This is a genomic window from Variovorax sp. HJSM1_2 (genome assembly GCF_049316285.1).
Lineage (GTDB): Bacteria > Pseudomonadota > Gammaproteobacteria > Burkholderiales > Burkholderiaceae_C > Rhodoferax_B.
On the sequence record NZ_JBMOXA010000025.1, the window covers coordinates 1 to 22,752 of the forward strand.

Consider the following 22,752-nt stretch of genomic DNA (forward strand, 5'->3'; position numbering starts at 1 on the left):
CGGGCGTGGGGGCCACAGTTTCGCCGCCGGGCCGCCCCAAGGCGAAACGCGCCCCCTCGGGGGGCAGCGAGGACACGCCAGTGCCGAGCGTGGGGGCCACATTCTTCCAGTGAAATTGCACGGTGTGGCGCAGCATCAAACCGGCTTGCGCGCAGGCGGCGGCGTCTTCGTCCGTGGTGAACAACAAATGCAGCGTTGACAGCTCTTGCTCGCTGCAGCATTGCACCAGGGCCTGCACCAAGGCTGTGCGTGCCGCCGCGTCGCGTGCCAGCAAACGTGGGCCGGGCACGGGGGTAAACGGTGCGGCCACCAAGGCCTTGGGGTAATAGGGCACGCCGTGTTCTTCGTAGGCGCGGGCCCAGGCCCAATCGAAAACATATTCACCGTAAGAGTGGTCTTTGAGGTAGAGCGCGCAGGCAGCGTGTAATACGTCGTCCAGCCACAGGGTGATGAACTGCGGCGTCCAGCCGGTGCGCGGGCTGGCGCAGCCGCTGGTGTGCATGGCCAGCAGGTATTCGTGGCGCATGAACGGCCCGGCTTGGGGATGCAGGGCGAGCAATGCATTCCATGCCGCAGCCTCTATCGCGGCCGGCGAATCGACGACCCGAATGACATAATCAAGTCGTTTCATACCCGGGCGCTCCGCAGCCTTTTTGGCAAGACGGCACTGGCGTCGTTTATTTCTAACCCGGTACCTTCAGTTTTCATGACGCTCAAACTCTGTGTAGCCCAATTGAATTTTGTGGTCGGCGACCTGGCCGGCAACGCGCAAAAAATTGTTGATGCGGCGCACACCGCCTACACCGAGGGCGCGCGTGTACTGCTCACCCCCGAACTGTCGATTTGCGGTTACGCCGCCGAAGATCTTTATCTGCGCCCATCGTTTGTGGCGGCCTGTGATGATGCCGTGAAAACAGTGGCCCGTGAGACCGCCGGGTTAAAAGGCATGGCCATCGTGGTCGGCCACCCGCAGGGGGGCGACAGCCGCACACGTTCGGTGGCGGTGCAGCAGCGCTTCAATGCGGCCAGCGTGATCCGCCACGGTGTGGTCGAGCAAACCTACGCCAAGCGCGAATTACCCAATTACCAGGTGTTTGACGAGCGCCGCTACTTCACGCCAGGCCATGGCGTTTGTGTGTTTGAAGCCGGCGAAGCCGGGCATGCCGTGCGCATAGGACTGTTGATTTGCGAGGATGCCTGGTTTGAAGCCCCCGCATGCGCAGCCCAGGAAGCCGGCGCACAAGTGCTGGCGGTCATCAACGCTTCGCCTTTCCACGTGGGCAAAAGCGGCGAGCGTGTGGCGCGTATGGCAGAACGTGCAAAGGCGACGGGTTTGCCTTTGGTTTATGCGCACCTGGTGGGCGGGCAGGACGAGGTGGTGTTTGACGGCGCATCGTTCGCGTTGAACGTGAATGGCCAACTCGCCGCGCGTGCTGCGGCCTTTAAGGAAAATCTGCTTTACACGCAGCTGGAGAGTGTGGGGGCTGCTGCGAATTTTGTAGTGGATGCGGCGAACATCAGCCCAGACCGCAGCCCCGAGGCTGACCTGTGGGACGCCCTGGTATTGGGTGTGCGCGACTACTTGGGTAAAAACGGTTTTCCGGGGGCCATCCTGGGTTTGTCGGGCGGTATCGACTCGGCCTTGGTGCTGGCCATCGCGGTCGACGCGCTCGGCGCCGAGCGTGTGCGCACGGTGATGATGCCTTCGCCCTATACCGCCGACATTTCGTGGATTGACGCGCGTGACATGGCCGCACGTTTGCAGGTGCGCTACGACGAAATTTCCATCGTGCCGGAGTTCGAGGCCTTCAAGGCATCGCTGGCCGGTGAATTCAAGGGCTTGGCGGAAGACACCACCGAAGAGAATATCCAGGCGCGTGTGCGCGGCGTGATGCTGATGGCGCTGTCGAACAAGTTTGGCAGCATCGTGCTCACCACCGGCAACAAAAGCGAAATGGCCACGGGTTACTGCACGCTGTACGGCGACATGGCCGGCGGTTTTGCGGTCATCAAAGACGTGGCCAAAACGACGGTGTTTCGCTTGGCGCGCTGGCGCAACGAAAACGACCCGTATGGCACGGGCCAAAACCCGATTCCGGAGCGCATCATCACGCGTCCACCGAGTGCCGAACTGCGCCCGGACCAGACCGACCAGGACAGCCTGCCGCCGTACGAGGTATTGGACGCGATTCTGGAGCGTTATATGGAGAACGACCAGCCCCTCGAAGAGATTGTGGCCGCGGGCTTTGCGCGCGCCGATGTGGACCGTGTCACCAAGCTCATCAAGATCAACGAATACAAGAGACGCCAGGCTCCAGTAGGGATACGTGTGACGCACCGCAGCTTTGGCAAGGATTGGCGCTATCCTATAACCAGCAAATTCCGCGCTTGATTTCGCGCCCAGATCAGCCGTGCACTTTGTCGACTTCGCCAGGCTTGCATACGCCATGCCCGCGCCTCGTCTTCGCGTTCACGCGTGATCTGGACACGAAATCCAGAGCAGCCTCCCGCAGATTGAAAAATGAAGGAACAACCATGAAACAAATTACCGCCATCGTCAAACCGTTCAAGCTGGAAGAAGTGCGTGAGGCCTTGGCTGAATGTGGCGTGACCGGCCTGACGGTGACCGAGGTGAAAGGCTTTGGCCGGCAGAAGGGCCATACCGAGTTGTACCGCGGCGCAGAGTATGTGGTCGACTTTCTGCCCAAGGTCAAGGTCGAGGTGGTGGTCAATGGCGACGACGTGGACCGCTGCGTCGACGCCATCGTGCGGGCTGCGCGCACCGGCAAGATCGGTGATGGCAAGATCTTTGTCACCAGCGTGGAGCGTGTGGTGCGCATCCGCACGGGTGAGCAAGACGAGGCGGCTGTTTAACACCGTCGCCGCTGCGGGGCACGATGGCCCCGCTTCAGATCACCTTGCGTAGCGGCGTCTCGGTGGCATTCATGCCCGCCGCTTGCACCAGGCTTTGCAGCAGCGCAATCGGGTCGTCCGATGTCTGGATCAAGCTCATCTGCCAAGCGTTCATCAGTTCGCTTTCCACGGTGCTGGACAGGAACTGCAGCAGGGCGTCGTAAAAGCCATTTTGGTTGAGCAGGCCTACCGGCTTGTCGTGGTAGCCCAGTTGGCGCCAGGTCCACACCTCAAAAAACTCTTCCATCGTGCCAATGCCGCCCGGGATGGCCAGAAACGCATCGGCGTGTTCTGCCATCAAGGCCTTGCGCTCGTGCATGGTGTCGACGATGTGCAGTTCGGTGCAGCCGTGGTGCGCCAGCTCCTTGTCGACCAAGGCCTTGGGAATGACGCCCACCACGCGGCCACCTGCGGCCAAGGTGGCATCTGCCACCACACCCATCAGCCCGCTGCGGCCCCCGCCATAGACCAACTGGCCGCCATTGCTGCCAATCCAGTGGCCTACACGTGCGGCGGTGTCGGCAAACTCTGGCTTCGCACCGGGGCGCGAGCCGCAATAAACACAAACTGAAAATGAAGAGGTCATTTGGTCATCAAGTGAAAAAGGGCGCCACCCCAGGCCGTGGCGCTCAACAGCAGACTCAGCAGTACTGCGGCGCTACCCATGTCTTTGGCGCGTTTGGATAAGTCGTGCCACTCGGGACCAATCCGGTCCACAACGGCTTCAATGCCCGAGTTCAGCAACTCGACGATCAGTACCAGCAGCACCGAGCCCGCGAGCAGTGTGTATTCCACCCAGCCTTGACCGAGCCAGAATGCGGCCGGGAGCAGGACCATGGCGGCGAGTGCTTCCTGTCGAAACGCGGTTTCCAGCCAAGCTGCGCGTAAACCGGCGAGTGAGTAGCCAAAGGCGTGCCAGACGCGGGCCAAGCCTTTGCGGCGCTTCTGAGCGGTCGGGTCTTCGATGGGGTTTGGGCTGGGCATGGCCTTGGGTGGTGACGGTTCAGCGGATTTGCCGTTCAGCGGCTCAGCGGCATGGACGGCACCAGGCGTGTACCGGCCCAGGCGTCATGCAAAAACTGCCGTTCCGGGTGAAACCGGCTGAGCAAGGCCCAAACCAGGACCCAACCGAAGAAGATCACGGCCACTTCGCCCCCGGAAAGGCCAAACGGTGCGATGGCGGCCAGCGGTGGCAACACCCACAGCCAACTCAGTGCAAAGCGCAGCAGCGCACGCCGCTGGGTGATGGGCCGGCCGGTGCGATCGGTCACGCGGACGTTCCAGGTTTTCATGGCCAAGGTTTGCCCTTTGGCCCAGAACCAAGTGAAGTAGATGCCAAACACCAAAAACAGAAAAGCCTGCAGTCCATGCCGATTGTCCAGGGCATTGCGGGTCTGGGTCAGGGCGCCGAAAAGGTAGCCGGAGATGAAAACCACACCAAACATCAGCATGCCTTCATACATCCAGCAAGCCATGCGGCGGCGCAGGCTGGGGGCGAGCAAGGGCATGGCGGTTGCGTGTGCAGTGGGCGGGGCAGTGGCAGCAGCGGGGTCGGCAGCGGTCATGGCTAAGAGGCGTTGAGTGCGATGCGCGTTGCGGCGCTGTGGACGAGAAGTGCGGCTTTTCTGGAAAGCTTGCAATGTACCGCAAGCGCATGAGCATTTTTCGCCTGCACCCGAGGGGCGCAAGCTGCAGTCAGCGAGCCAGAAAGAAAGGATGGTGCAGCCTCTAGCCGAGTTGCCGCGGCGCAAACGCTGATGGCGCGGTCAGGGCTGCTGGGGTAGCAGCGTGGTGGGGTCAACGTTGCGATGCTCCATCGGGGGTGTGAGTTGCACGGGTTGCCCTGGTTTTTGCTCCGCATAGGTGTTGGCCAGTTTCGGGCGGGTGACTGAACGCACGGCGGGCGCAGCGCCTGCAGGGGGCTTGGGTGCCTGCTCTGCTAGCTTGTGTTTTTCATCCTCGCTGAGGGCTTGGTAGGCCTCCCATTTGGCCTGCTTCTCAGTCGGGTCAAGTCGTTTTGTTTCAGCGAAATTGAGGCGTGCGCGGTTGCGCTCGGCCACGCTCAAGCCAGCCCATTCCGTCATGCGCTCCTGCAGTTTTTGCTGTTCTTCGGGCGATAACTTGTCAAACCGAGCCGAAAGAGCCATCCATTTGCGCTTGTGTCCTTCGCTGATCCCGCCCCAACTGGCTTGCAGGGGGGCCAGCGCCCTGCGTTCTTGGGTGGAGAGTTCATGCCACTGTGGTCCTATGGCTGACGCGCGTGGCGCGGCTACGGGCGCCTTGACGGCGCTGGGTGCCGCGCTTGCTTGCGTTTTCGCCGGGTCCTGGGCTTGGGCTGCTAAAAAAGTGCAGCACAATGCAGCCGCGAACAGCCGTGGGTACAGTTGAAGTGGCCGCGTTTCTGTCAGGGGAGCGAAGCCGGTGCTAGGGAACTCGACATGCGCGCTGAAACCGACTGCACGCGAAATGGAGCGCGACATTACTGGGTGGACTCCCGGTTGGTTTTCAGGAATTCGAGAAAGCCGGGGTCGGTATAAGCCGCAGTGGGCAAGTCATCGGTCAACAAGGCGGTATCGACGTCGGCCAACTCCGAAGCCCGGTTATCGTCTTGCACCCACTGGATCATCAGCAAGCCCACGAGCAGCAGCAGCAGCGGAACCAACGAGGCCAACCAGCCCAAGGGACTCTGCTCTCCATCACCCAGGGTTAGCGTGGCGCTGCCACCGTTGGAATTCATGGCAACTGCGGGGCGAATCTGTGGAGCCAACTTGCGTTGGGATAGGGCACGTTCACGGCTGGCGCGCAAACGTTCACTGATATCGTAGGGCAGGGCAGACGTTGTGTCATCCAGCCGAGCGCACACCAACCGGCCGAAACGGTCTTCAACAGCCGGTATTTCCCGCGAAGTGACGTTGATCATAGATGTATTCCTCGTTCCCTCAGCGCTTTGCTGAGCGCCTGTACTGCACGTGAGCAATGGGTTTTGACGCTTCCCTCAGAGCAGCCCATGGCTGCGGCTGTCTCTGCGACATCCATTTCCTCCCAATAACGCATTAAGAAAGCTTCTCGTTGACGGCCTGGTAGCTCTTGTATCTGTGCCTCGATTTCATGCAAGATCTGCGCCCGTCGAGTGCTATCTTCCGCGCTCTCAGTGCGCTGTGAGTCTTCAACTATTTGTAAAGTTTCAAGCAAATCGAAACTTCCGTCTTCGCCATTGCCTTCGAACTCGCCCATGTTGACAAAAAGCGCACCACGCGTTTTCTGGCGCCTGAACCAATCCAGGGTGCAATTGGAAAGTATGCGCTGGAAAAGCATGGGCAACTCACCAGCGGGTTTGTCGCCGTAGTGCTCCGCCAGCTTGAGCATGCTGTCCTGGACGATATCCAGGGCCGACTCTGTATTGCGAACGTGAAACAGCGAGCGTTTGAAGGCCCGCTTTTCGACGCTTTTCAGAAAGTCGGAGAGTTCTTGTTCTGTTGCCAAAAGGGTGGCGCCGTGAGGCTGTCGTGTGGGGCAGAAGCAGTGCGCGTTATGCAACGGGCACATCAGGTTATTCGACAGAATTATGTCATCCTGAAATGAATTTCCGGGCAGCGGCCGAAATGCCTGCGGCGCAATGCCATAATGCTGGCTGCAATTCAAAAGGCAAACGGGTCACGGTCCGGCAACGCAAGCATGTTGCCCATGGCTGCTGGTCCTAAGTTCTGACACGGCTTCACAAGAGCTCAGTGAAAGAGCACCCAAGGTATTTCGTTAGAGAAATTCACAAAGGTTGATCATGGAAAATTCCAAAGCCGACATCGCTTCGGCCGCACAGTCCGCCGCACGCGCAAGCCAATCCGCTTCCGTCGATCTGATGGGCGCCGAGATTCTGGTCAAGTGCCTCCAAGCCGAAAACGTCAAGCATATTTGGGGTTACCCAGGCGGCGCGGTTCTGTACATCTACGACGCTTTCTACAAACAAGACACTATTCAGCACGTGCTGGTTCGGCACGAGCAGGCTGCAGTGCACGCCGCAGACGGTTATGCCCGTGCCACGGGTGACGTCGGTGTGGCGCTGGTCACATCCGGCCCTGGCCTGACCAACGCGGTCACCGGCATCGCCACGGCCTACATGGACAGCATTCCGATGGTCATCATCAGCGGCCAGGTGCCGACTGCGGCCATTGGACAAGACGCTTTCCAGGAGTGCGACACGGTGGGTATCACCCGTCCTATCGTCAAACACAACTTCCTGATCAAAGACGCGAAAGACATCGCCATCACGCTGAAGAAGGCCTTCCACGTGGCGCGCACGGGGCGTCCCGGTCCTGTGGTGGTGGATATTCCAAAGGACGTGTCTTTCAAAAAGGCGGCCTATACCGGCTACCCTGAGAGCGTGGAAATGCGCTCCTACAACCCCGTGCGCAAGGGCCACAGCGGACAAATTCGCAAGGCCTTACAGCTGTTGCTGGCTGCCAAGCGACCCTATATCTACACCGGCGGTGGCGTTTTGCTGAGCAATGCTTCGCAGGAGTTGCGCACGCTGGTCGATATGCTCGGATATCCCTGCACCAACACGTTGATGGGTTTGGGCGCGTATCCCGCATCGGATCGCAAGTTCCTGGGCATGCTGGGCATGCACGGCACGATTGAAGCCAACAACGCCATGCAGAACTGTGATGTGCTGCTGGCTGTCGGTGCGCGTTTTGACGACCGCGTGATCGGCAATCCCAAGCACTTCGCGCAAAACGAACGCAAGATCGTCCACATCGACATCGACCCCTCGAGCATTTCGAAGCGCGTGAAGGTGGATGTGCCTATCGTCGGCGACGTCAAGGACGTGTTGACCGAGCTGATCGCCATGATCAAGGAATCTGGCCTCAAGCCCGATGCCAATGCTTTGGGCAGCTGGTGGAGCACGATTGAAGGCTGGCGCTCGCGTGATTGCATGAAGTACAGCATGGGCAACGGTGACGTGATCAAGCCGCAACGCGTGATCGAAACGTTGTGGAACATGACCAAGGATGTGGACACCTACATCACCTCCGATGTGGGCCAACACCAGATGTGGGCCGCGCAGTACTACAAGTTTGACGAGCCACGCCGCTGGATCAATTCCGGTGGCCTGGGCACCATGGGTGTGGGCATTCCTTACGCCATGGGCATCAAGCTCGCCAAGCCGGATAGCGAAGTGTTTTGTATCACCGGCGAAGGTTCGGTGCAGATGTGTATTCAGGAGCTTTCGACCTGCCTGCAATACAACACACCGATCAAGATCGTTTCGCTGAACAACCGCTACCTGGGCATGGTGCGTCAGTGGCAAGAGGTGGAATACGCCGGCCGCTACAGCAGCAGCTACATGGATGCCTTGCCCAACTTCGTCAAGCTGGCCGAGGCCTATGGCCACGTCGGCATGTTGATCGAACGCCCGGAAGATGTCGAGCCCGCATTGCGTGAGGCGCGCCGCCTCAAGGATCGTACGGTGTTCATGGACTTCCGTACCGATCCCACCGAGAACGTGTTCCCTATGGTGCAGGCCGGCAAGGGCATCACCGAAATGTTGCTCGGTTCAGAAGATCTTTGATCTGAATCTGGGTTCAGCGCTACAACCAACTTTTTGACGAATCTATTGCCTGCCAAGCCCGTGCATTACCGTGCACGGGGGAGGGCAGCGAAAAGAGGAATCACACATCATGAAACACATCATTGCGGTTTTGCTCGAAAACGAGCCTGGTGCTTTGTCGCGCGTGGTGGGCTTGTTCTCAGCCCGCGGCTACAACATCGAATCCCTGACGGTGGCTCCCACCGAAGATCCCAGCCTGTCACGTATGACGATTCAGACCACGGGTTCTGATGACATCATTGAACAGATCACCAAACATCTGAACCGCCTCATCGAAGTGGTGAAAGTGGTGGACCTCTCTGAAGGTGCCTACACCGAGCGCGAACTGATGATGGTCAAGGTGCGTGCGGTGGGCAAGGAGCGCGAAGAGATGAAACGCATGGCCGATATCTTCCGTGGCCGCATCATCGACGTGACCGACAAGAGCTACACCATTGAACTCACAGGCGACCAATCCAAGAATGATGCATTCTTGGAGGCCATCGACCGCGGCGCCATTCTGGAAACGGTTCGCACCGGCTCCAGTGGCATTGGCCGCGGCGAGCGCATCCTGCGGGTTTAAACGAATCGTCCGTGCGTGTTCTGACAGGCTCAGCGCGAACGGATAATGGACGGCGATAGTTGTTAACGTTCGCCTTGAGCCTGTCAAAAATAGGCATTTCCGCCAGAACTTATTTCGGAGTACATCATGAAAGTTTTTTACGACAAGGATTGCGACCTGAGCCTGATCAAGGGCAAGACTGTTGCCATCATTGGTTACGGTAGCCAAGGCCACGCACACGCTCAAAACCTGAACGACAGCGGCGTCAAGGTTGTGGTTGGTCTGCGCAAGGGTGGCGCTTCGTGGCCCAAGGTCGAAAAGGCCGGCCTGAAGGTTGCTGAAGTGGCCGATGCCGTCAAGTCCGCAGACGTGGTCATGATCCTGTTGCCAGATGAGCAAATCGCCGCCGTCTACAAGAACGACGTGGCTCCTCACCTCAAGTCGGGTGCATCCCTGGTGTTCGCACACGGCTTCAACGTGCACTACGGCTTTGTTCAGCCTCGCGAAGACGTCGACGTCTGGATGGTTGCGCCCAAGGCCCCTGGCCACACCGTGCGCGGCACCTACACGCAAGGTGGCGGCGTGCCCCACCTCGTGGCCGTGCACCAAGACAAGTCCGGCAAGGCCCGTGACCTGGCTTTGAGCTACGCCATGGCCAACGGTGGCGGCAAGGCCGGCATCATTGAAACCAACTTCCGCGAAGAAACCGAAACCGATTTGTTCGGCGAACAAGCTGTTTTGTGCGGCGGTACGGTTGAGCTGATCAAAGCCGGTTTCGAAACGCTGGTGGAAGCCGGTTACGCCCCTGAAATGGCCTACTTCGAATGCCTGCACGAACTCAAGCTGATCGTCGACCTGATCTATGAAGGCGGCATCGCCAACATGAACTACTCGATCTCGAACAACGCTGAGTACGGTGAATACGTCACCGGCCCACGTATCGTGACCGAAGAAACCAAGAAGGCCATGAAGGCTGTGCTGAAGGACATCCAGACCGGCGAATACGCCAAGAGCTTCGTGCTCGAAGCAGCAGCCGGCCAGCCTGCGCTGATCAGCCGCCGCCGTTTGAACGCCGAGCACCAGATCGAAGTCGTCGGCGAGCAACTGCGCGCCATGATGCCTTGGATCAAGGCCAACAAGTTGGTCGACAAGTCGCGCAACTAATAGGTTTTGACCTACAAGAAGAGGGCCACTTCGGTGGCCCTTTTTTCGTCCCTACAGATTTCGCGCCATCACAGGCCTGACTTACACTTGTATCAGCAGTTCTATCGGGTCTGCAGGCGCAGGTCGGTATCGAGATCTGGCGTTATTCCAGTTTGCCCGAGACAGGCATTGACTTGTTGTGAACAAACATTTTGAGGACCACAATCATCCATGCATGACGCCAACCATCTAGAAGAAAACCAAGACCCTGGCGTTGTGGTGCGCAAGCGCCGCAAAGGGATCTACATTCTTCCCAATCTGTTCACGCTCGCGGCTTTGTTCGGCGGGTTTTATGCGATTGTCATGGCCATCAATGGCCGCTTCGACCTGGCCGCCGCCGGCGTGTTTTGCGCGATGGTGCTGGACAGCCTGGATGGTCGCGTCGCGCGCATGACCAATACCCAAAGCGCGTTTGGCGAACAGATGGATTCCTTGTCCGACATGGTGTCCTTCGGTGCCGCGCCGGCGTTGATTTCATATGTCTGGGCGCTGAAGGACCTGGGCCGTTGGGGCTGGATTGCTGCCTTCGTCTATTGCGCCTGTGCGGCACTGCGCCTGGCGCGTTTCAACGTCAATACAGCCGTGGTGGACAAGCGCTACTTTCAAGGTTTGCCGTCTCCTGCGGCGGCGGCTTTGGTCACGGGCTTCATCTGGCTGATGAACGAGCTTGAAATTCCCGGTCCCGACGTTCACTGGGTGATGTTCGGCCTGGCCTTGTATGCTGGTTTGACGATGGTGACCAACGTGCCGTTCTACAGCTTCAAAGACATACAGATGAAGCGCAGCGTGCCGTTTGCGGTGATCGTGGCGATCGCATTGGCGATTGCGGTGATCAACATCCACCCGCCAACCGTGCTGTTCAGCGTGTTTGTGGTTTACGGCTTCAGCGGTTATGTGGTTTATGCGTGGCGCCGTACCAAAGGCCAGCAGACCAGTGTGATCAGCACCTCGACCGACGAACCCGATGAACGTGGCCTGCACAAATAAGCCGAGCTCGGTGCCTCAAGCCATATTTGTGTGTTAAGATTTTTCGCATGAACCGTATTTCGCTAGCCCTACTACTAATCCCCTTCGGGCGGAGTTGGTAGAGCGCGCACGCGAAATCTGTCACACGGCCCGATTGCACCAGCAACGGGCCGTTTTTCATGGGGTTGCTGGTTTTGATAAATCCACCAGCGAGAACCTCCAAATGTTGCAGCAACCGTCCACCAAGTACCGTGCCTTTGCCCCGGTGCAATTGCGTGATCGCACCTGGCCTGATGCCGTCCTGACCAAGGCCCCCGTCTGGCTGAGCACGGATCTGCGGGACGGCAACCAGGCGCTGATCGAGCCCATGGACATCGAGCGCAAGATTCAGATGTTCCACACGCTGGTGCGTATTGGCTTCAAGGAGATTGAAGTCGGCTTTCCCGCCGCTTCGCAGATCGAACTCGACTTTGTGCGCAAGCTCATCGACGAAAACCTGATTCCCGACGACGTGACCATACAGGTCATGACACCAGCGCGTGAAGAGTTGATTCAGAAAACCGTGGCCGCCGTGCGCGGATCGCGCCGTGCCATCGTGCACATCTACAACGCGGTTGCGCCGGTATGGCGCAAGGTGGTGTTTGGCATGGACGTGCCGCAAGTCATGGCCTTGGTGAATGAGCAGGTGAGTTTGGTCAAACGCTTGACCGATGCCCAACCCGAGACCGAATGGGTGTTGCAATATTCACCTGAGACTTTCTCCATGGCCGAGTTGGAAGTGTCTCTCCAAGCCTGCGAAACCGCGATTGCCGCCTGGGGTGAAGGTCGTCCCATCATCCTCAACTTGCCGACCACGGTGGAACACGCCACGCCCAATGTGTTCGCCGACCAGATTGAGTGGATGTGCCGGCGCTTGCACCGTCACGCCAACGCTTCGGTGTCTGTGCACCCGCACAACGACCGTGGTACCGGTGTGGCGGCCGCTGAACTCGCCTTGCAAGCCGGTGCAGACCGCGTCGAGGGCTGTTTGTTCGGCAACGGCGAGCGTACCGGCAACCTCGACTTGGTGAACGTGGCCTTGAATCTTTACACCCAGGGCGTGCACCCCGAACTCGACTTTTCCGATATCGACGAGATCCGCCGTACCGTGGAGCACTGCAACCAATTGCCCGTGCACCCGCGCCACCCTTACGCCGGCGACCTGGTCTACACCTCGTTCTCGGGCTCGCACCAGGACGCCATCAAGAAGGCATTTGCGTTGCGCCAAGAGGGCGATATCTGGGAAATTCCGTATTTGCCCATCGATCCCAAGGACCTGGGGCGTAGCTACGAAGCCGTCATCCGCGTCAACAGCCAGTCCGGCAAGGGCGGCATCGCTTATTTGCTGGAGAACGCCTACGACCTCGAGTTGCCACGCCGTTTGCAAATCGAATTCAGCCAGGTGGTGCAGGCCAATATGGACGCCAACGCCAAGGAGCTTGCCGCCGCCGACCTCTGGGCCTTGTTCCGCAAGGTTTATCACATCGACGACGTGGCCACACCGCAGTACCGCTTGGCGGAAGCGGCGGGTCAGCCTCTGAGCATTGCCGCCGACGTGGCGTTTAATGGCCAGACCTTGAAGCTTGAAGGGCAGGGTACCGGCCCTATCGATGCTTTTGTCAGTGCCATCAGCCAGGCGACTGGTCAGTCGGTACGGGTATTGGATTACCACGAACACGCCATAGGCGCGGGCGCCAACGCCCAGGCGGTGGCCTATCTGGAGATGCGTTTTGGCGAACAGGAAACCTGCTTCGGCGTGGGCATTGACAGCAACATCGTGTCGGCCTCGTTGAAGGCGATTTTGTCGGGCATGCAGCGGCAGAAGATGCGCCAGGCCGGTTCCAGCGAAAATACCCGGCACACAGCGGACAATAACCTCGACAAACTTGCCGCTTAACTGCCTCACACCCATAAAAACGGAGCACCCCATGGCCGACAAACTCATCATTTTTGACACCACCTTGCGTGACGGCGAGCAGTCGCCAGGCGCGTCGATGACACGCGACGAAAAGCTGCGCATTGCGCGCCAGTTGGAACGCCTCAAGGTGGATGTCATCGAGGCGGGTTTTCCGGCCAGCTCCGTGGGTGATTTTGAGGCGGTGCAGGCGATTGCGCGCACCATCAAGGACTCCACCATCTGCGGCCTGTCGCGCGCCAACGACCGCGACATCGCGCGTGCTGGCGAGGCGCTGAAAGACGCTGCCAACGCACGTATCCACACCTTCATTGCAACCTCGCCGTTGCACATGGAGAAGAAGCTGCGCATGACGCCCGACCAGGTGTTCGAGCAAGCCAAGCAGGCGGTCCGCTTTGCGCGCAATCTGGTGGCGGATGTGGAATTCAGCCCCGAAGACGGCTACCGCAGCGATGTGGACTATTTGTGCCGTGTGCTGGAGGCCGTCATTGCGGAAGGTGCGACCACCATCAACGTGCCTGACACCGTGGGTTACGCCATTCCCGAGCTGTACGGCAACTTCATCAAGACGCTGCGCGAGCGTATTCCCAACAGCGACAAGGCCATTTGGTCGGTGCATTGCCACAACGATCTGGGCATGGCCGTGGCCAACTCGCTGGCCGGTGTGAAGATCGGCGGCGCACGCCAGGTCGAGTGCACCATCAACGGCCTGGGTGAACGCGCGGGCAATTGCTCGCTTGAAGAAATCGTGATGGCGGTGAAGACGCGCAAGGACTACTTTGGCCTCGACCTGAACATTGATGCCCAGCACATCCTCGCCGCCAGCCGCATGGTCAGCCAGACCACGGGTTTTGTGGTGCAGCCAAACAAGGCCGTGGTCGGCGCCAACGCCTTTGCCCACGCCTCGGGCATCCACCAGGACGGTGTGCTCAAGGCGCGCGACACGTATGAGATCATGCGTGCCGAAGACGTGGGCTGGACCAACAACAAAATCGTGCTTGGCAAGCTCAGCGGCCGCAATGCCTTCAAGCAACGCCTGCAGGACCTGGGTGTGGCGATGGAAAGCGAGGCCGACATCAACACCGCCTTCGCGCGCTTCAAGGAACTGGCCGACCGCAAGAGCGAAATCTTCGACGAAGACATTCTGGCTTTGGTCAGCGACGAAGGCACCTCGTCCGAAGAAATCTACAGCTTTGTTTCGCTCTCGCAGCACAGTGAAACCGGTGAGCGCCCGCAGGCCAGCGTGGTGTTCTCGGTCAATGGCAAGGAGGTGCGTGGTGACTCTGACGGTAACGGCCCGGTGGACGCTTCGCTCAAGGCCATCGAAGCGCACGTCAACAGCGGCGCCGAGATGGTGCTGTATTCGGTGAACGCCATCAGCGGCTCGACCGAAAGCCAGGGCGAAGTCACGGTGCGCCTGCAAAACAGCGGCCGCGTGGTCAACGGTGTGGGCGCCGACCCAGATATCGTTGTTGCTTCCGCCAAGGCCTACCTCAGCGCGCTGAACAAGCTGCAAAGCAAGGCTGACCGGGTTGCCGCCCAGGGCTAAGGGTGAGGGGGCGTCGCCGCTGGCTTCCATGCCGGTTGCTGGCGCAAAACCATCTTCGCAGCGCTTCGACCGTATCGACGCGCTGCGTGGCTTGGCCATGGTCTGGATGACCGTCTTCCATTTCTGTTTTGACCTGCAGCACTTTGGCTACTGGGCACAGGACTTTCGTGGCGACCCGTTCTGGACTTGGCAGCGCACGGCCATCGTCAGTCTGTTTTTGTTTTGCGCGGGGCTGAGCCAGGCGGTGGCGTTTGCGCAGGGCCTGCGCTGGCCGCGTTTCTGGCAGCGCTGGCGTTGGGTGGCGGGCTGCGCGGTGCTGGTGAGCATAGGCTCTTACTGGATGTTTCCGCAGAGCTTCATCTACTTTGGCGTGTTACACGGTTTGGCTGTGATGCTGATCATCGCTCGGCTCACGGCCGGCTGGGGGCGGGCGCTGTGGTGGCTAGGTGCTTTGGCTATTGCATCAAAATTCATAGCTGCTTACGCAATATCAGCAAGCGCTAACCTCATGTTCTTTAACGAACGTTATCTGAACTGGCTGGGCTGGATCAGCCAAAAACCTTTTACCGAAGATTACGTGCCGGTGTTCCCCTGGCTGGGCGTGATGTGGTGGGGCATGGCCTGCGGCCAATGGTTGCTGCGCGAGCGTTTGGCATGGCTGCAGGCGCCGCTTCCAAAGCTAGGCAAACCGTTGGCCTTGTTGGGGAGGTGGAGTTTGTCTTATTACATGCTGCACCAGCCGGTGCTGATGGGCCTGTTGTTGGTGTTTGGCTGGTTTGTCGGACGCCGCTAACAAACCAAGGCGCAATCAAAAAACGCGGCCGGGGCCGCGTTTTTTGTAGGGAACGGTCTAGCCTGCGGGCTTATTCGACCTTGGCCTTGGCGCGCAGTTCTTCCTGGAACTGTGCCAGCTTCTGCTGTTGCATTTGCTGGGCGATCTGTGGCTTCACGTCTTCAAACTTGGGCAACTCGGCGGCGCGTTCGTCGTCCAAACGGATGATGTGGTAGCCAAACTGCGACTTCACGGGGGTGTCGGTGGTCTGGCCTTTTTTCAGCGCGGTCAGCGCGGTGGTGAACTCGGCCACGTAACTGCCAGGAGCAGCCCAATCCAATGCACCACCATTCACGGCAGAGCCTGGGTCCTTGGATTGTTTCTTGGCGATGTCTTCAAACTTGCCGCCCTTTTTCAGGCTGGCGATGATGGCCTTGGCCTCGGCTTCGGTCGCCACCAGAATGTGGTGCGCCTTGTACTCCTTGCCACTGTTGGCGGCGACGAACTTGTCGTACTCGGCCTTCATGTCGGCGTCGGTGATGGGGTTGGCCTTTTGATAGTCGGCAAACAGTTCGCGGATCAGGATCGACTGGCGTGCCAGATCGAGTTGGTTCTTGTAGTCTTCGGTGGCATCCAGGCCGCGCTTTTGCGCTTCCTGCATGAAGATTTCGCGCGTGATGACTTCTTGCTTGAGTTGCTCTTGCATCTCTGGCGGCACAGGGCGGCCGGCCTTGGACAACTGCTGAGACAAGGCATCGACGCGCGACGAAGGCACGGGCTTGCCGTTCACGATTGCCACGTTTTGCGCCAAAGCAGGAACGGCCACCGCGCCCATCACGGCTGCTGTAACCAGAGCAGAAATCAGGTTCTTCTTCATCAAATGTCCTTGAATAATAGTTTTGGCCGCTGACGGCGGCCGAGAAGATGCGTGAACTTAGGGGGTTGAGGTTTCGCGTGCCGGTCAGAGCACTTCAATGGCCACGGCGTGAAGCCCTTGGTCCATAAAATCTTGCAGCGCATCATACACAAGCCTATGGCGCGCCACGCGGCTCAGTGTCGCAAAGTTTGGTGAAGCGATCCGCACCCGAAAGTGGGTGCCGAAGCCGCTGCCATCGGCGCCTGCATGGCCGGCGTGCAGTGCGCTTTCGTCCAGCACCTCCAGCTGGCTTGGCGCCAGCCGTTCGCGCAGGCGCTGCGTGATGGTCTCGGTCGTGGGTTTGGTGTGCGCGGTGCTCATGTGTTTTCGGGCTTGTCTTCGTGCTGGATGTGGCGCGACACATAAACCCCCTGGCCAATGATGAACGCCAGCGGGAACACATAGCCCCACAGCTTGAAATCAACCCATTGCTCGGTGGTGTAGTAGGCCGCGACGTAGCCATTGACGATGGACATGAACACGCAGTAGCCTATCCAGGCCACGTTTAGCCGCATCCACACCGCATCGGGCAATTGCAACTGGCTGCCCAGCATCATTTTCAGGAAGTTTTTCTTCAGCACCCAGACGGCAAACGTCAAGGCGATGGCCATGGCCGCGTACAACACCGTGGGTTTCCATTTGATGAAGCGTTCGTCGTGCAACATCAAGGTGAGTGCGCCAAAAATCAGCACCAGTGCCAAGGTGATCTTGTGCATGGTCTGCAGCTTGCGGTCTATCAGGTAGATCGCGGCCATTTGCACTACGCTGGCGGCCATCAGCACACCGGTGGCCACATAAATGTCTGCAAATTTGTAAGCGCCGAAGAACAGCAGAATGGGGAGAAAGTCGAGCAGTGTTTTCATGGCGTGTTCTGGAGGCGGGATTGCCGGGGTGGCGAAACGAGTGCACCACACCATCTGGAGGCCGTGGCCGAGGATGCAAGTTTAGAGCCTGAATGTAGTGGCAGGTCCAAGCGTTATCAAACACATTGTAGTCAGGCAAGAATTGGCCTGTGATGATCTGTGGGTAAGCGGCGGGCGCTATGGATAAAGTAGCGTCCGGGTGGTCGCTCGGTGTCGTGTAACAGTCGCTTGCCGCTGACTCGTCGGTGACATTTTTCCGGGTTAATCCCCCGCAGGGCTAAGGTGGTGTCGGCAATACTGTCAAAGTCTTTCCTGTAAACGGAAAAGCGAGACAACCAATCCAAGAGACACAGAATTTTAGGAGCCGCCAATGCTGGGTTTGATGCAAGACCAACCACTGCTGATTTCGTCCCTGATCGAGTTTGCCGAACGGCACCATGGCGATGCCGAGATTGTTTCGCGCCGGGTAGAGGGAGACATCCACCGCTACACCTACCGCGATTTGGCCAAGCGTGCACGCCAGGTGGCGAACGCGTTAAACGACATGGCCGTGCCACCCGCTGCACGTGTGGCCACCCTGGCCTGGAACGGCTACCGCCACATGGAACTGTATTTTGGTGTGAGTGGTTCGGGGCGCGTGGTGCACACCGTCAACCCCCGTCTGCACCCCGAGCAAATCGCCTGGATCATCAACCACGCCGAAGACCAGGTGATGTGTTTTGACGCCACTTTTTTGCCGCTGATCAAGGCCGTGGCGGACAAATGCCCCACCGTCAAAGCCTGGATCATGCTGTGTGACGCCGACAAACTGCCCGCCGACAGCGGCATTCCCGGGCTGCAGAGTTATGAGGCCTGGATGGGTGCCGCAGCCAGTATCTACGCTTGGCCGGTGATGGACGAAAACACCGCGTCCAGCATGTGCTACACCAGCGGCACCACGGGCAACCCCAAGGCTGCGTTGTACAGCCATCGCTCCACGGTACTGCACGCCTACGCCATTTCATTGCCGGACGTGATGTGCCTGAGCGCACGTGACGCTGTGTTGCCCGTGGTGCCCATGTTCCATGTCAACGCCTGGGGCCTGCCGTATGCGGCGGCATTGACTGGTTCCAAGGTGGTGTTTCCCGGCCCGGGCATGGACGGCAAATCGGTCTTCGATCTGATCGAAGCTGAAAAGGTGACCTTCGCCGCCGGTGTGCCCACCGTGTGGCAAATGATGTTGAGCCATATCCAAACCAATGGGCTGCGTTTCTCCAGCTTGAAGCGCACGGTGATTGGCGGGTCGGCGTGTCCACCAGCCATGATCCATGCGTTCCAGAACGACTATGGCGTGGAAGTCCTGCACGCGTGGGGCATGACGGAAATCAGCCCCTTGGGCACCTTGTGCACGCTGAAGAACAAACACCTGGATTTGCCTGCCGAGCAACAGATGAAGATTCGCCTGAAACAGGGCCGGGGCATCTTCGGTGTGGACATGAAGATCGTGGATGGCGCTGGTGCCGAATTGCCCTGGGATGGCAAGGCCTATGGTGACCTGTTGGTCAAGGGCCCGTGGACGGTCGCAGGCTACTACAAAGGTGACAACACCAATGTGCTGATCCAGGACGCTGATGGCCGAGGCTGGTTCCCCACCGGCGACGTGGCCACCATCGATGCCGATGGCTACATGCAAATCACCGACCGCAGCAAAGACGTGATCAAGTCGGGTGGTGAGTGGATCAGCTCCATCGACATTGAAAACATCGCCGTGGCCCACCCGGCTGTGGCCATGGCGGCCTGTATTGGGGTGTTCCATCCCAAGTGGGATGAGCGCCCTATCCTGGTGGTGGCCAAGAAGCCGGCGGCTGAAGTGTCGCGTGAAGAGTTGTTGGCGTTTTATGAAGGCAAAACAGCCAAATGGCAAATTCCCGACGACGTGGTGTTTGTTGATGCCATTCCACTAGGCGCCACCGGCAAGATGCTCAAGGCCAAGCTGCGCGAGCAACTGGCCGACTACAAGTTGCCAGGTCTGTAAGCGCAAAGGCCGGCGTGACGGCGCGAGAGACGGCACGTTGGCGCGCGTTTGCTCCGGGGTTTCTCGCCGTGAAGTCTGTCCCAGCCGAGACAAAAACGGCTGGACCTGCAAGCGCAGATTTCTAAAATAAAAATCGAACGATCGTTCTATTAAATATCGAGGTGTCCGCATGACTGCTGAATACAAAGTCCACGGCGATATCGCCGTGATCACCCTCAACAATCCGCCCGTCAACGGCCTGGGTTTTGCCACCCGTCTGGCCATCACCGATGCCCTGGCCAAAGCCAATGCTGATGCCGCAGTCATTGCCATTGTGCTCACCGGCGCCGGCAAGGCCTTCTCGGGTGGCGCGGACATCAAGGAATTCGGCAGCCCCAAGGCGCTGGCCGAGCCCAATTTACTCAGCGTGATTCTGGCGGTGGAGAACTCCGCCAAACCCGTGGTGGCCGCCGTGCATTCCGTGTGTATGGGCGGTGGTCTGGAGCTGTCGCTGGGCTGCCATTACCGCATCGTTGCACCTGGCTGCAGCGTGGCCTTGCCTGAGGTGAAGTTAGGCTTGGTGCCAGGCGCTGGCGGCACACAACGCCTGCCACGTGTGCTGGGGGTGGAAGCCGCGCTGAACATGATCGTCAGCGGCGAGCCGGTGAAGAGTGAATTGCTGGCCAGTGTGCCCGGCCAAAAACTGTTCGACAAACTGGCGGCCTCGGTGGAATCTCTGGCCGAAGAAGCCCTGGCTTTTGCGCGCGAAGTTGCTGCTGTGCGTCCGCTGCCACTGGTGCGCAATCTGCCATGCAAACACCCACTGGGTGATGCCTATTTCGGCTTTGCGCGCAACATGGTCAAGGGCATGGCAAAGAACTTCCCCGCGCCGCTGAAGTGTGTCGACGCCGTCGAAGTCGCCACCAAACAAAAGTTTGATCAGGGCATGCTCACCGAGCGCGAGATGTTCATCAACCTGATGTGGACACCCGAGAGCCGCGCGCTGCGCCACATCTTCGCGGCCGAACGTGCCGCGTCCAAAATCCCCGACGTGCCGGAAGACACACCCAAGCGCGACATCCAGTCCGTGGCCGTCATCGGCGCCGGCACCATGGGCGGCGGCATCGCCATGAACTTCTTGAACGCCGGCATCCCCGTGAAGATGCTGGAGATGAAGCAGGAGGCGCTGGACCGAGGTCTCGCCACCATACGTAAAAACTACGAAGCCCAGGTGAAGAAGGGCAAGCTCAAGCAAGACAAATACGAGCAGCGCATGGCGCTGTTGAGCACCACGCTGCGCTACGACGAAATCGGCCAGGCCGATCTGGTGATAGAAGCGGTGTTTGAAGAACTGGGCGTGAAAGAAGCCGTGTTCAAGGAACTGGACCGGGTGATGAAGCCCGGCGCCATTCTGGCGTCCAACACCTCAACGCTCGACGTCAACAAAATTGCCCACTTCACCAAACGCCCGCAAGACGTGGTTGGCATGCACTTCTTCAGCCCGGCCAACGTGATGAAGCTGCTGGAAGTGGTGCGCGGCGAAAAGACCGGCAAAGACGTGCTCGCCACCGTGATGGCCGTGGCCAAGAAGATCCGCAAAACGGCCGTGGTGTCGGGTGTGTGCGACGGTTTCATAGGCAACCGCATGATCGAGCAATACAGCCGCCAAGCCGGCTTCCTGCTGGAAGAGGGTGCCACGCCCGCGCAGGTGGACAAGGCGGTGGAGAAGTTTGGTTTTGCCATGGGCCCGTTCCGTATGGGTGATTTGGCGGGCAACGATATTGGCTGGGCCATCCGCAAGCGCCGCTATGTGGAAAAGCCAGACCTTAAATACAGCAAGACCGCCGACCTGTTGTGCGAAATGGGCCGCTACGGCCAGAAGACCGGCGCTGGCTGGTACGACTACCAGGCGGGCAAGCGCGACGCCATTCCGAGCGCGCTGGTCGAGAAGATGATTGCCGACCACCGCACGGCGCAGGGCATCACGCCACGCAAGATCTCCGACGATGAGATCGTGCAGCGCCTGGTGTATTCGCTGGTCAATGAGGCCGCGCACATTCTGCAAGAGGGCATTGCCTCCAAGGCCAGCGACATCGACATGGTCTATCTCACGGGTTATGGCTTCCCCATCCACCGTGGTGGCCCGATGTTGTACGCCGACCAGGTGGGCCTGTTCAACGTGGTGCAGAGCATGAACCACTTTGCGCAAAACCCGCTGGACGACGCCAAGTTCTGGCAGCCCGCGCCGCTGCTGGCCAAGCTCGTGGCCGACAGCAAGACATTCAATTGAGGACCGCACCATGACCGCAGCAGTGATTGTTTCCACCGCGCGCACCCCCCTGGCCAAGAGCTGGAAGGGCGCCTTCAACATGACCCACGGCGCCACTTTGGGCGGCCACGCCGTGGCCCACGCCATCCAACGCGCCGGTATTGAGGCCGCAGAGGTTGACGACGTGTTGATGGGCTGTGCCACGCCCGAAGGCGCCACCGGGGCCAACATCGCACGCCAGGTGGCCTTGCGCGCCGGTTGCCCGGTGACCACCAGCGGCGCCACCGTCAACCGTTTTTGTTCGTCTGGCCTGCAAACCATTGCCATGGCCGCGCAACGCATCATCGCCAACGAAGGTGATATTTACGTGGCCGGTGGTGTCGAAAGCATCTCGTGTGTGCAGCAAGAGATGAACATCCACATGCTGCGCGACCCCTGGCTCGACAAGAACAAGCCAGAGATCTACTGGAACATGCTGCAGACCGCTGAACAAGTGGCCAAGCGCTACAACATCTCGCGCGAGCAGATGGACGAATACGGCGCGGCCAGCCAGCAGCGCGCCGCCGCTGCGCTGGAAGCCGGTTTGTTCAGGGACGAAATCGCGCCCATCACCGTCACCATGGGTGTGGCCGACCCGGTGCGTGGCCTCAGCACCAAAGAAGTGACCTGTAGCGCCGACGAAGGCATTCGCCCCGGCACCACGGTGGAGGCGATTCAAGGCCTGCGCTCGGCCTTGCCGGGCGGTCTGGTCTCGGCCGGCAACGCCAGCCAGTTTTCCGATGGCGGCGGCGCCGTGGTGGTGATGAACGAAGACGTGGCCAGCCGCCGTGGCCTGAAACCACTGGGGCGTTTTCTCGGCTTTGCCGTGGCCGGTTGTGAACCCGATGAAATGGGCATCGGCCCGGTGTTTGCCATTCCCAAGGTGCTCAAGCGCCTGGGCCTGACGATGAACGACATCGACCTGTGGGAACTCAACGAAGCCTTTGCCGTGCAGGTGATCTACTGCCGCGACAAGCTGGGTATTCCGGCCGACCGGCTGAACGTCAACGGCGGCGCCATCGCCGTGGGTCACCCTTACGGTGTGAGTGGCCAGCGCCTCACCGGCCATGCCTTGATCGAAGGCAAACGGCGTGGTGCGAAGAAGGTGGTGGTCACCATGTGTATTGGCGGCGGCATGGGTGCGGCGGGCGTGTTCGAGGTCCTCTAAG

Annotated in this window: 22 protein-coding genes; 12 read left to right on the forward strand and 10 right to left on the reverse strand. The window is 59.5% G+C overall.

Annotation, left to right across the window (positions count from 1 at the left end):
* Positions 1-631: peptidogalycan biosysnthesis protein (locus tag ACFQ95_RS20830; protein WP_422834093.1), on the reverse strand; the 631-nt coding region annotated here is incomplete at its 3' end.
* A gap of 75 nt (positions 632-706) precedes the next feature.
* Between ACFQ95_RS20830 and ACFQ95_RS20835 the strand changes: the two genes are divergently transcribed.
* Positions 707-2,392, forward strand: a complete 1,686-nt coding sequence (locus tag ACFQ95_RS20835; RefSeq protein ID WP_422834095.1) for an NAD+ synthase — start codon at positions 707-709, stop codon at positions 2,390-2,392.
* 143 nt (positions 2,393-2,535) lie between these two features.
* Positions 2,536-2,874 (forward strand): P-II family nitrogen regulator, encoded by a 339-nt coding sequence (locus ACFQ95_RS20840; protein WP_422834097.1) that lies wholly within the window; start codon positions 2,536-2,538, stop codon positions 2,872-2,874.
* A 34-nt stretch (positions 2,875-2,908) separates the two neighbouring features.
* Here the strand turns inward: ACFQ95_RS20840 and ACFQ95_RS20845 are convergent, their stop codons facing one another.
* The 6 genes from ACFQ95_RS20845 to ACFQ95_RS20870 form a co-directional block, all read right to left on the reverse strand.
* Entirely contained in the window at positions 2,909-3,499 is a 591-nt protein-coding gene (locus ACFQ95_RS20845; RefSeq protein WP_422834099.1) for a TIGR00730 family Rossman fold protein, read from the reverse strand.
* The gene (locus ACFQ95_RS20850; protein ID WP_422834101.1) at positions 3,496-3,897 is read right to left on the reverse strand and encodes a diacylglycerol kinase; all 402 of its coding nucleotides are present in this window, start codon (positions 3,895-3,897) and stop codon (positions 3,496-3,498) included. Before ACFQ95_RS20850 ends, ACFQ95_RS20845 begins: the two co-directional genes overlap by 4 nt.
* Before the next feature lie 35 nt (positions 3,898-3,932).
* Positions 3,933-4,478: an RDD family protein gene (locus ACFQ95_RS20855; RefSeq protein ID WP_422834103.1), complete on the reverse strand. Its 546-nt coding sequence runs from the start codon at positions 4,476-4,478 to the stop codon at positions 3,933-3,935.
* Between the two features lie 201 nt (positions 4,479-4,679).
* Positions 4,680-5,393, reverse strand: a complete 714-nt coding sequence (locus tag ACFQ95_RS20860; RefSeq protein WP_422834105.1) for a DUF3106 domain-containing protein — start codon at positions 5,391-5,393, stop codon at positions 4,680-4,682.
* Positions 5,393-5,833 (reverse strand): DUF3619 family protein, encoded by a 441-nt coding sequence (locus ACFQ95_RS20865; RefSeq protein WP_422834107.1) that lies wholly within the window; start codon positions 5,831-5,833, stop codon positions 5,393-5,395. Before ACFQ95_RS20865 ends, ACFQ95_RS20860 begins: the two co-directional genes overlap by 1 nt.
* Positions 5,830-6,396, reverse strand: coding sequence for an RNA polymerase sigma factor (locus tag ACFQ95_RS20870; RefSeq protein WP_422834109.1), 567 nt, complete (start codon positions 6,394-6,396; stop codon positions 5,830-5,832). Before ACFQ95_RS20870 ends, ACFQ95_RS20865 begins: the two co-directional genes overlap by 4 nt.
* A gap of 295 nt (positions 6,397-6,691) precedes the next feature.
* Between ACFQ95_RS20870 and ACFQ95_RS20875 the strand changes: the two genes are divergently transcribed.
* The 7 genes from ACFQ95_RS20875 (at position 6,692) to ACFQ95_RS20905 (ending at position 15,524) form a co-directional block, all read left to right on the forward strand.
* The gene (locus ACFQ95_RS20875; protein WP_422834111.1) at positions 6,692-8,479 is read left to right on the forward strand and encodes an acetolactate synthase 3 catalytic subunit; all 1,788 of its coding nucleotides are present in this window, start codon (positions 6,692-6,694) and stop codon (positions 8,477-8,479) included.
* Between the two features lie 109 nt (positions 8,480-8,588).
* Complete coding sequence (gene ilvN, locus ACFQ95_RS20880) at positions 8,589-9,080, forward strand: acetolactate synthase small subunit (protein ID WP_422834112.1); 492 nt, start codon at positions 8,589-8,591, stop codon at positions 9,078-9,080.
* Positions 9,081-9,206: 126 nt separating this feature from the next.
* Positions 9,207-10,223, forward strand: a complete 1,017-nt coding sequence (gene ilvC, locus ACFQ95_RS20885; protein ID WP_422834114.1) for a ketol-acid reductoisomerase — start codon at positions 9,207-9,209, stop codon at positions 10,221-10,223.
* Positions 10,224-10,433: 210 nt separating this feature from the next.
* Positions 10,434-11,249, forward strand: coding sequence for a CDP-diacylglycerol--serine O-phosphatidyltransferase (gene pssA / locus ACFQ95_RS20890; RefSeq protein WP_422834116.1), 816 nt, complete (start codon positions 10,434-10,436; stop codon positions 11,247-11,249).
* A gap of 202 nt (positions 11,250-11,451) precedes the next feature.
* Positions 11,452-13,164: a 2-isopropylmalate synthase gene (leuA, locus tag ACFQ95_RS20895; protein WP_422834118.1), complete on the forward strand. Its 1,713-nt coding sequence runs from the start codon at positions 11,452-11,454 to the stop codon at positions 13,162-13,164.
* A gap of 31 nt (positions 13,165-13,195) precedes the next feature.
* Positions 13,196-14,731 carry a 2-isopropylmalate synthase gene (locus ACFQ95_RS20900; RefSeq protein WP_422834119.1) on the forward strand — a complete coding sequence of 512 codons (1,536 nt, stop codon included), beginning with the start codon at positions 13,196-13,198 and terminating at the stop codon, positions 14,729-14,731.
* A 28-nt stretch (positions 14,732-14,759) separates the two neighbouring features.
* Positions 14,760-15,524, forward strand: coding sequence for a heparan-alpha-glucosaminide N-acetyltransferase (locus ACFQ95_RS20905; protein ID WP_422834121.1), 765 nt, complete (start codon positions 14,760-14,762; stop codon positions 15,522-15,524).
* A 70-nt stretch (positions 15,525-15,594) separates the two neighbouring features.
* On the opposite strand, the gene ACFQ95_RS20910 is transcribed toward ACFQ95_RS20905, so the two are convergent.
* The 3 genes from ACFQ95_RS20910 to ACFQ95_RS20920 form a co-directional block, all read right to left on the reverse strand.
* Positions 15,595-16,380 carry a peptidylprolyl isomerase gene (locus ACFQ95_RS20910; protein ID WP_422834122.1) on the reverse strand — a complete coding sequence of 262 codons (786 nt, stop codon included), beginning with the start codon at positions 16,378-16,380 and terminating at the stop codon, positions 15,595-15,597.
* Between the two features lie 84 nt (positions 16,381-16,464).
* Positions 16,465-16,740 (reverse strand): BolA family protein, encoded by a 276-nt coding sequence (locus ACFQ95_RS20915; protein ID WP_422834124.1) that lies wholly within the window; start codon positions 16,738-16,740, stop codon positions 16,465-16,467.
* On the reverse strand, positions 16,737-17,282 hold the full coding sequence (locus ACFQ95_RS20920) for a septation protein A (RefSeq protein ID WP_422834125.1): 546 nt from the start codon (positions 17,280-17,282) through the stop codon (positions 16,737-16,739). The genes ACFQ95_RS20915 and ACFQ95_RS20920 overlap by 4 nt, the downstream gene beginning before the upstream one ends.
* A 370-nt stretch (positions 17,283-17,652) precedes the next feature.
* Here ACFQ95_RS20920 and ACFQ95_RS20925 point away from each other — a divergent pair, with 370 nt between their 5' ends.
* From ACFQ95_RS20925 to ACFQ95_RS20935, 3 genes are all read left to right on the forward strand, one after another.
* Positions 17,653-19,296: a 3-(methylthio)propionyl-CoA ligase gene (locus ACFQ95_RS20925; protein WP_422834126.1), complete on the forward strand. Its 1,644-nt coding sequence runs from the start codon at positions 17,653-17,655 to the stop codon at positions 19,294-19,296.
* A 169-nt stretch (positions 19,297-19,465) separates the two neighbouring features.
* Positions 19,466-21,565 carry a 3-hydroxyacyl-CoA dehydrogenase NAD-binding domain-containing protein gene (locus ACFQ95_RS20930; RefSeq protein ID WP_422834128.1) on the forward strand — a complete coding sequence of 700 codons (2,100 nt, stop codon included), beginning with the start codon at positions 19,466-19,468 and terminating at the stop codon, positions 21,563-21,565.
* A 10-nt stretch (positions 21,566-21,575) separates the two neighbouring features.
* Entirely contained in the window at positions 21,576-22,751 is a 1,176-nt protein-coding gene (locus tag ACFQ95_RS20935) for an acetyl-CoA C-acyltransferase (protein WP_422834130.1), read from the forward strand.
* The last annotated feature ends 1 nt before the right edge of the window (position 22,752 follow it).

Bases quoted from the DNA above. Each gene is read 5' to 3' on its own strand.
- ACFQ95_RS20915 (WP_422834124.1), bottom strand. From the start codon at position 16,740: ATGAGCACCGCGCACACCAAACCCACGACCGAGACCATCACGCAGCGC.
- pssA (WP_422834116.1), top strand. From the start codon at position 10,434: ATGCATGACGCCAACCATCTAGAAGAAAACCAAGACCCTGGCGTTGTG.
- ACFQ95_RS20840 (WP_422834097.1), top strand. From the start codon at position 2,536: ATGAAACAAATTACCGCCATCGTCAAACCGTTCAAGCTGGAAGAAGTG.
- ACFQ95_RS20900 (WP_422834119.1), top strand. From the start codon at position 13,196: ATGGCCGACAAACTCATCATTTTTGACACCACCTTGCGTGACGGCGAG.
- ACFQ95_RS20845 (WP_422834099.1), bottom strand. From the start codon at position 3,499: ATGACCTCTTCATTTTCAGTTTGTGTTTATTGCGGCTCGCGCCCCGGT.
- ACFQ95_RS20925 (WP_422834126.1), top strand. From the start codon at position 17,653: ATGCTGGGTTTGATGCAAGACCAACCACTGCTGATTTCGTCCCTGATC.
- ACFQ95_RS20930 (WP_422834128.1), top strand. From the start codon at position 19,466: ATGACTGCTGAATACAAAGTCCACGGCGATATCGCCGTGATCACCCTC.
- ilvN (WP_422834112.1), top strand. From the start codon at position 8,589: ATGAAACACATCATTGCGGTTTTGCTCGAAAACGAGCCTGGTGCTTTG.
- leuA (WP_422834118.1), top strand. From the start codon at position 11,452: ATGTTGCAGCAACCGTCCACCAAGTACCGTGCCTTTGCCCCGGTGCAA.
- ACFQ95_RS20850 (WP_422834101.1), bottom strand. From the start codon at position 3,897: ATGCCCAGCCCAAACCCCATCGAAGACCCGACCGCTCAGAAGCGCCGC.
- ilvC (WP_422834114.1), top strand. From the start codon at position 9,207: ATGAAAGTTTTTTACGACAAGGATTGCGACCTGAGCCTGATCAAGGGC.
- ACFQ95_RS20860 (WP_422834105.1), bottom strand. From the start codon at position 5,393: ATGTCGCGCTCCATTTCGCGTGCAGTCGGTTTCAGCGCGCATGTCGAG.
- ACFQ95_RS20935 (WP_422834130.1), top strand. From the start codon at position 21,576: ATGACCGCAGCAGTGATTGTTTCCACCGCGCGCACCCCCCTGGCCAAG.
- ACFQ95_RS20920 (WP_422834125.1), bottom strand. From the start codon at position 17,282: ATGAAAACACTGCTCGACTTTCTCCCCATTCTGCTGTTCTTCGGCGCT.
- ACFQ95_RS20905 (WP_422834121.1), top strand. From the start codon at position 14,760: ATGCCGGTTGCTGGCGCAAAACCATCTTCGCAGCGCTTCGACCGTATC.
- ACFQ95_RS20910 (WP_422834122.1), bottom strand. From the start codon at position 16,380: ATGAAGAAGAACCTGATTTCTGCTCTGGTTACAGCAGCCGTGATGGGC.
- ACFQ95_RS20855 (WP_422834103.1), bottom strand. From the start codon at position 4,478: ATGACCGCTGCCGACCCCGCTGCTGCCACTGCCCCGCCCACTGCACAC.
- ACFQ95_RS20875 (WP_422834111.1), top strand. From the start codon at position 6,692: ATGGAAAATTCCAAAGCCGACATCGCTTCGGCCGCACAGTCCGCCGCA.
- ACFQ95_RS20835 (WP_422834095.1), top strand. From the start codon at position 707: ATGACGCTCAAACTCTGTGTAGCCCAATTGAATTTTGTGGTCGGCGAC.
- ACFQ95_RS20865 (WP_422834107.1), bottom strand. From the start codon at position 5,833: ATGATCAACGTCACTTCGCGGGAAATACCGGCTGTTGAAGACCGTTTC.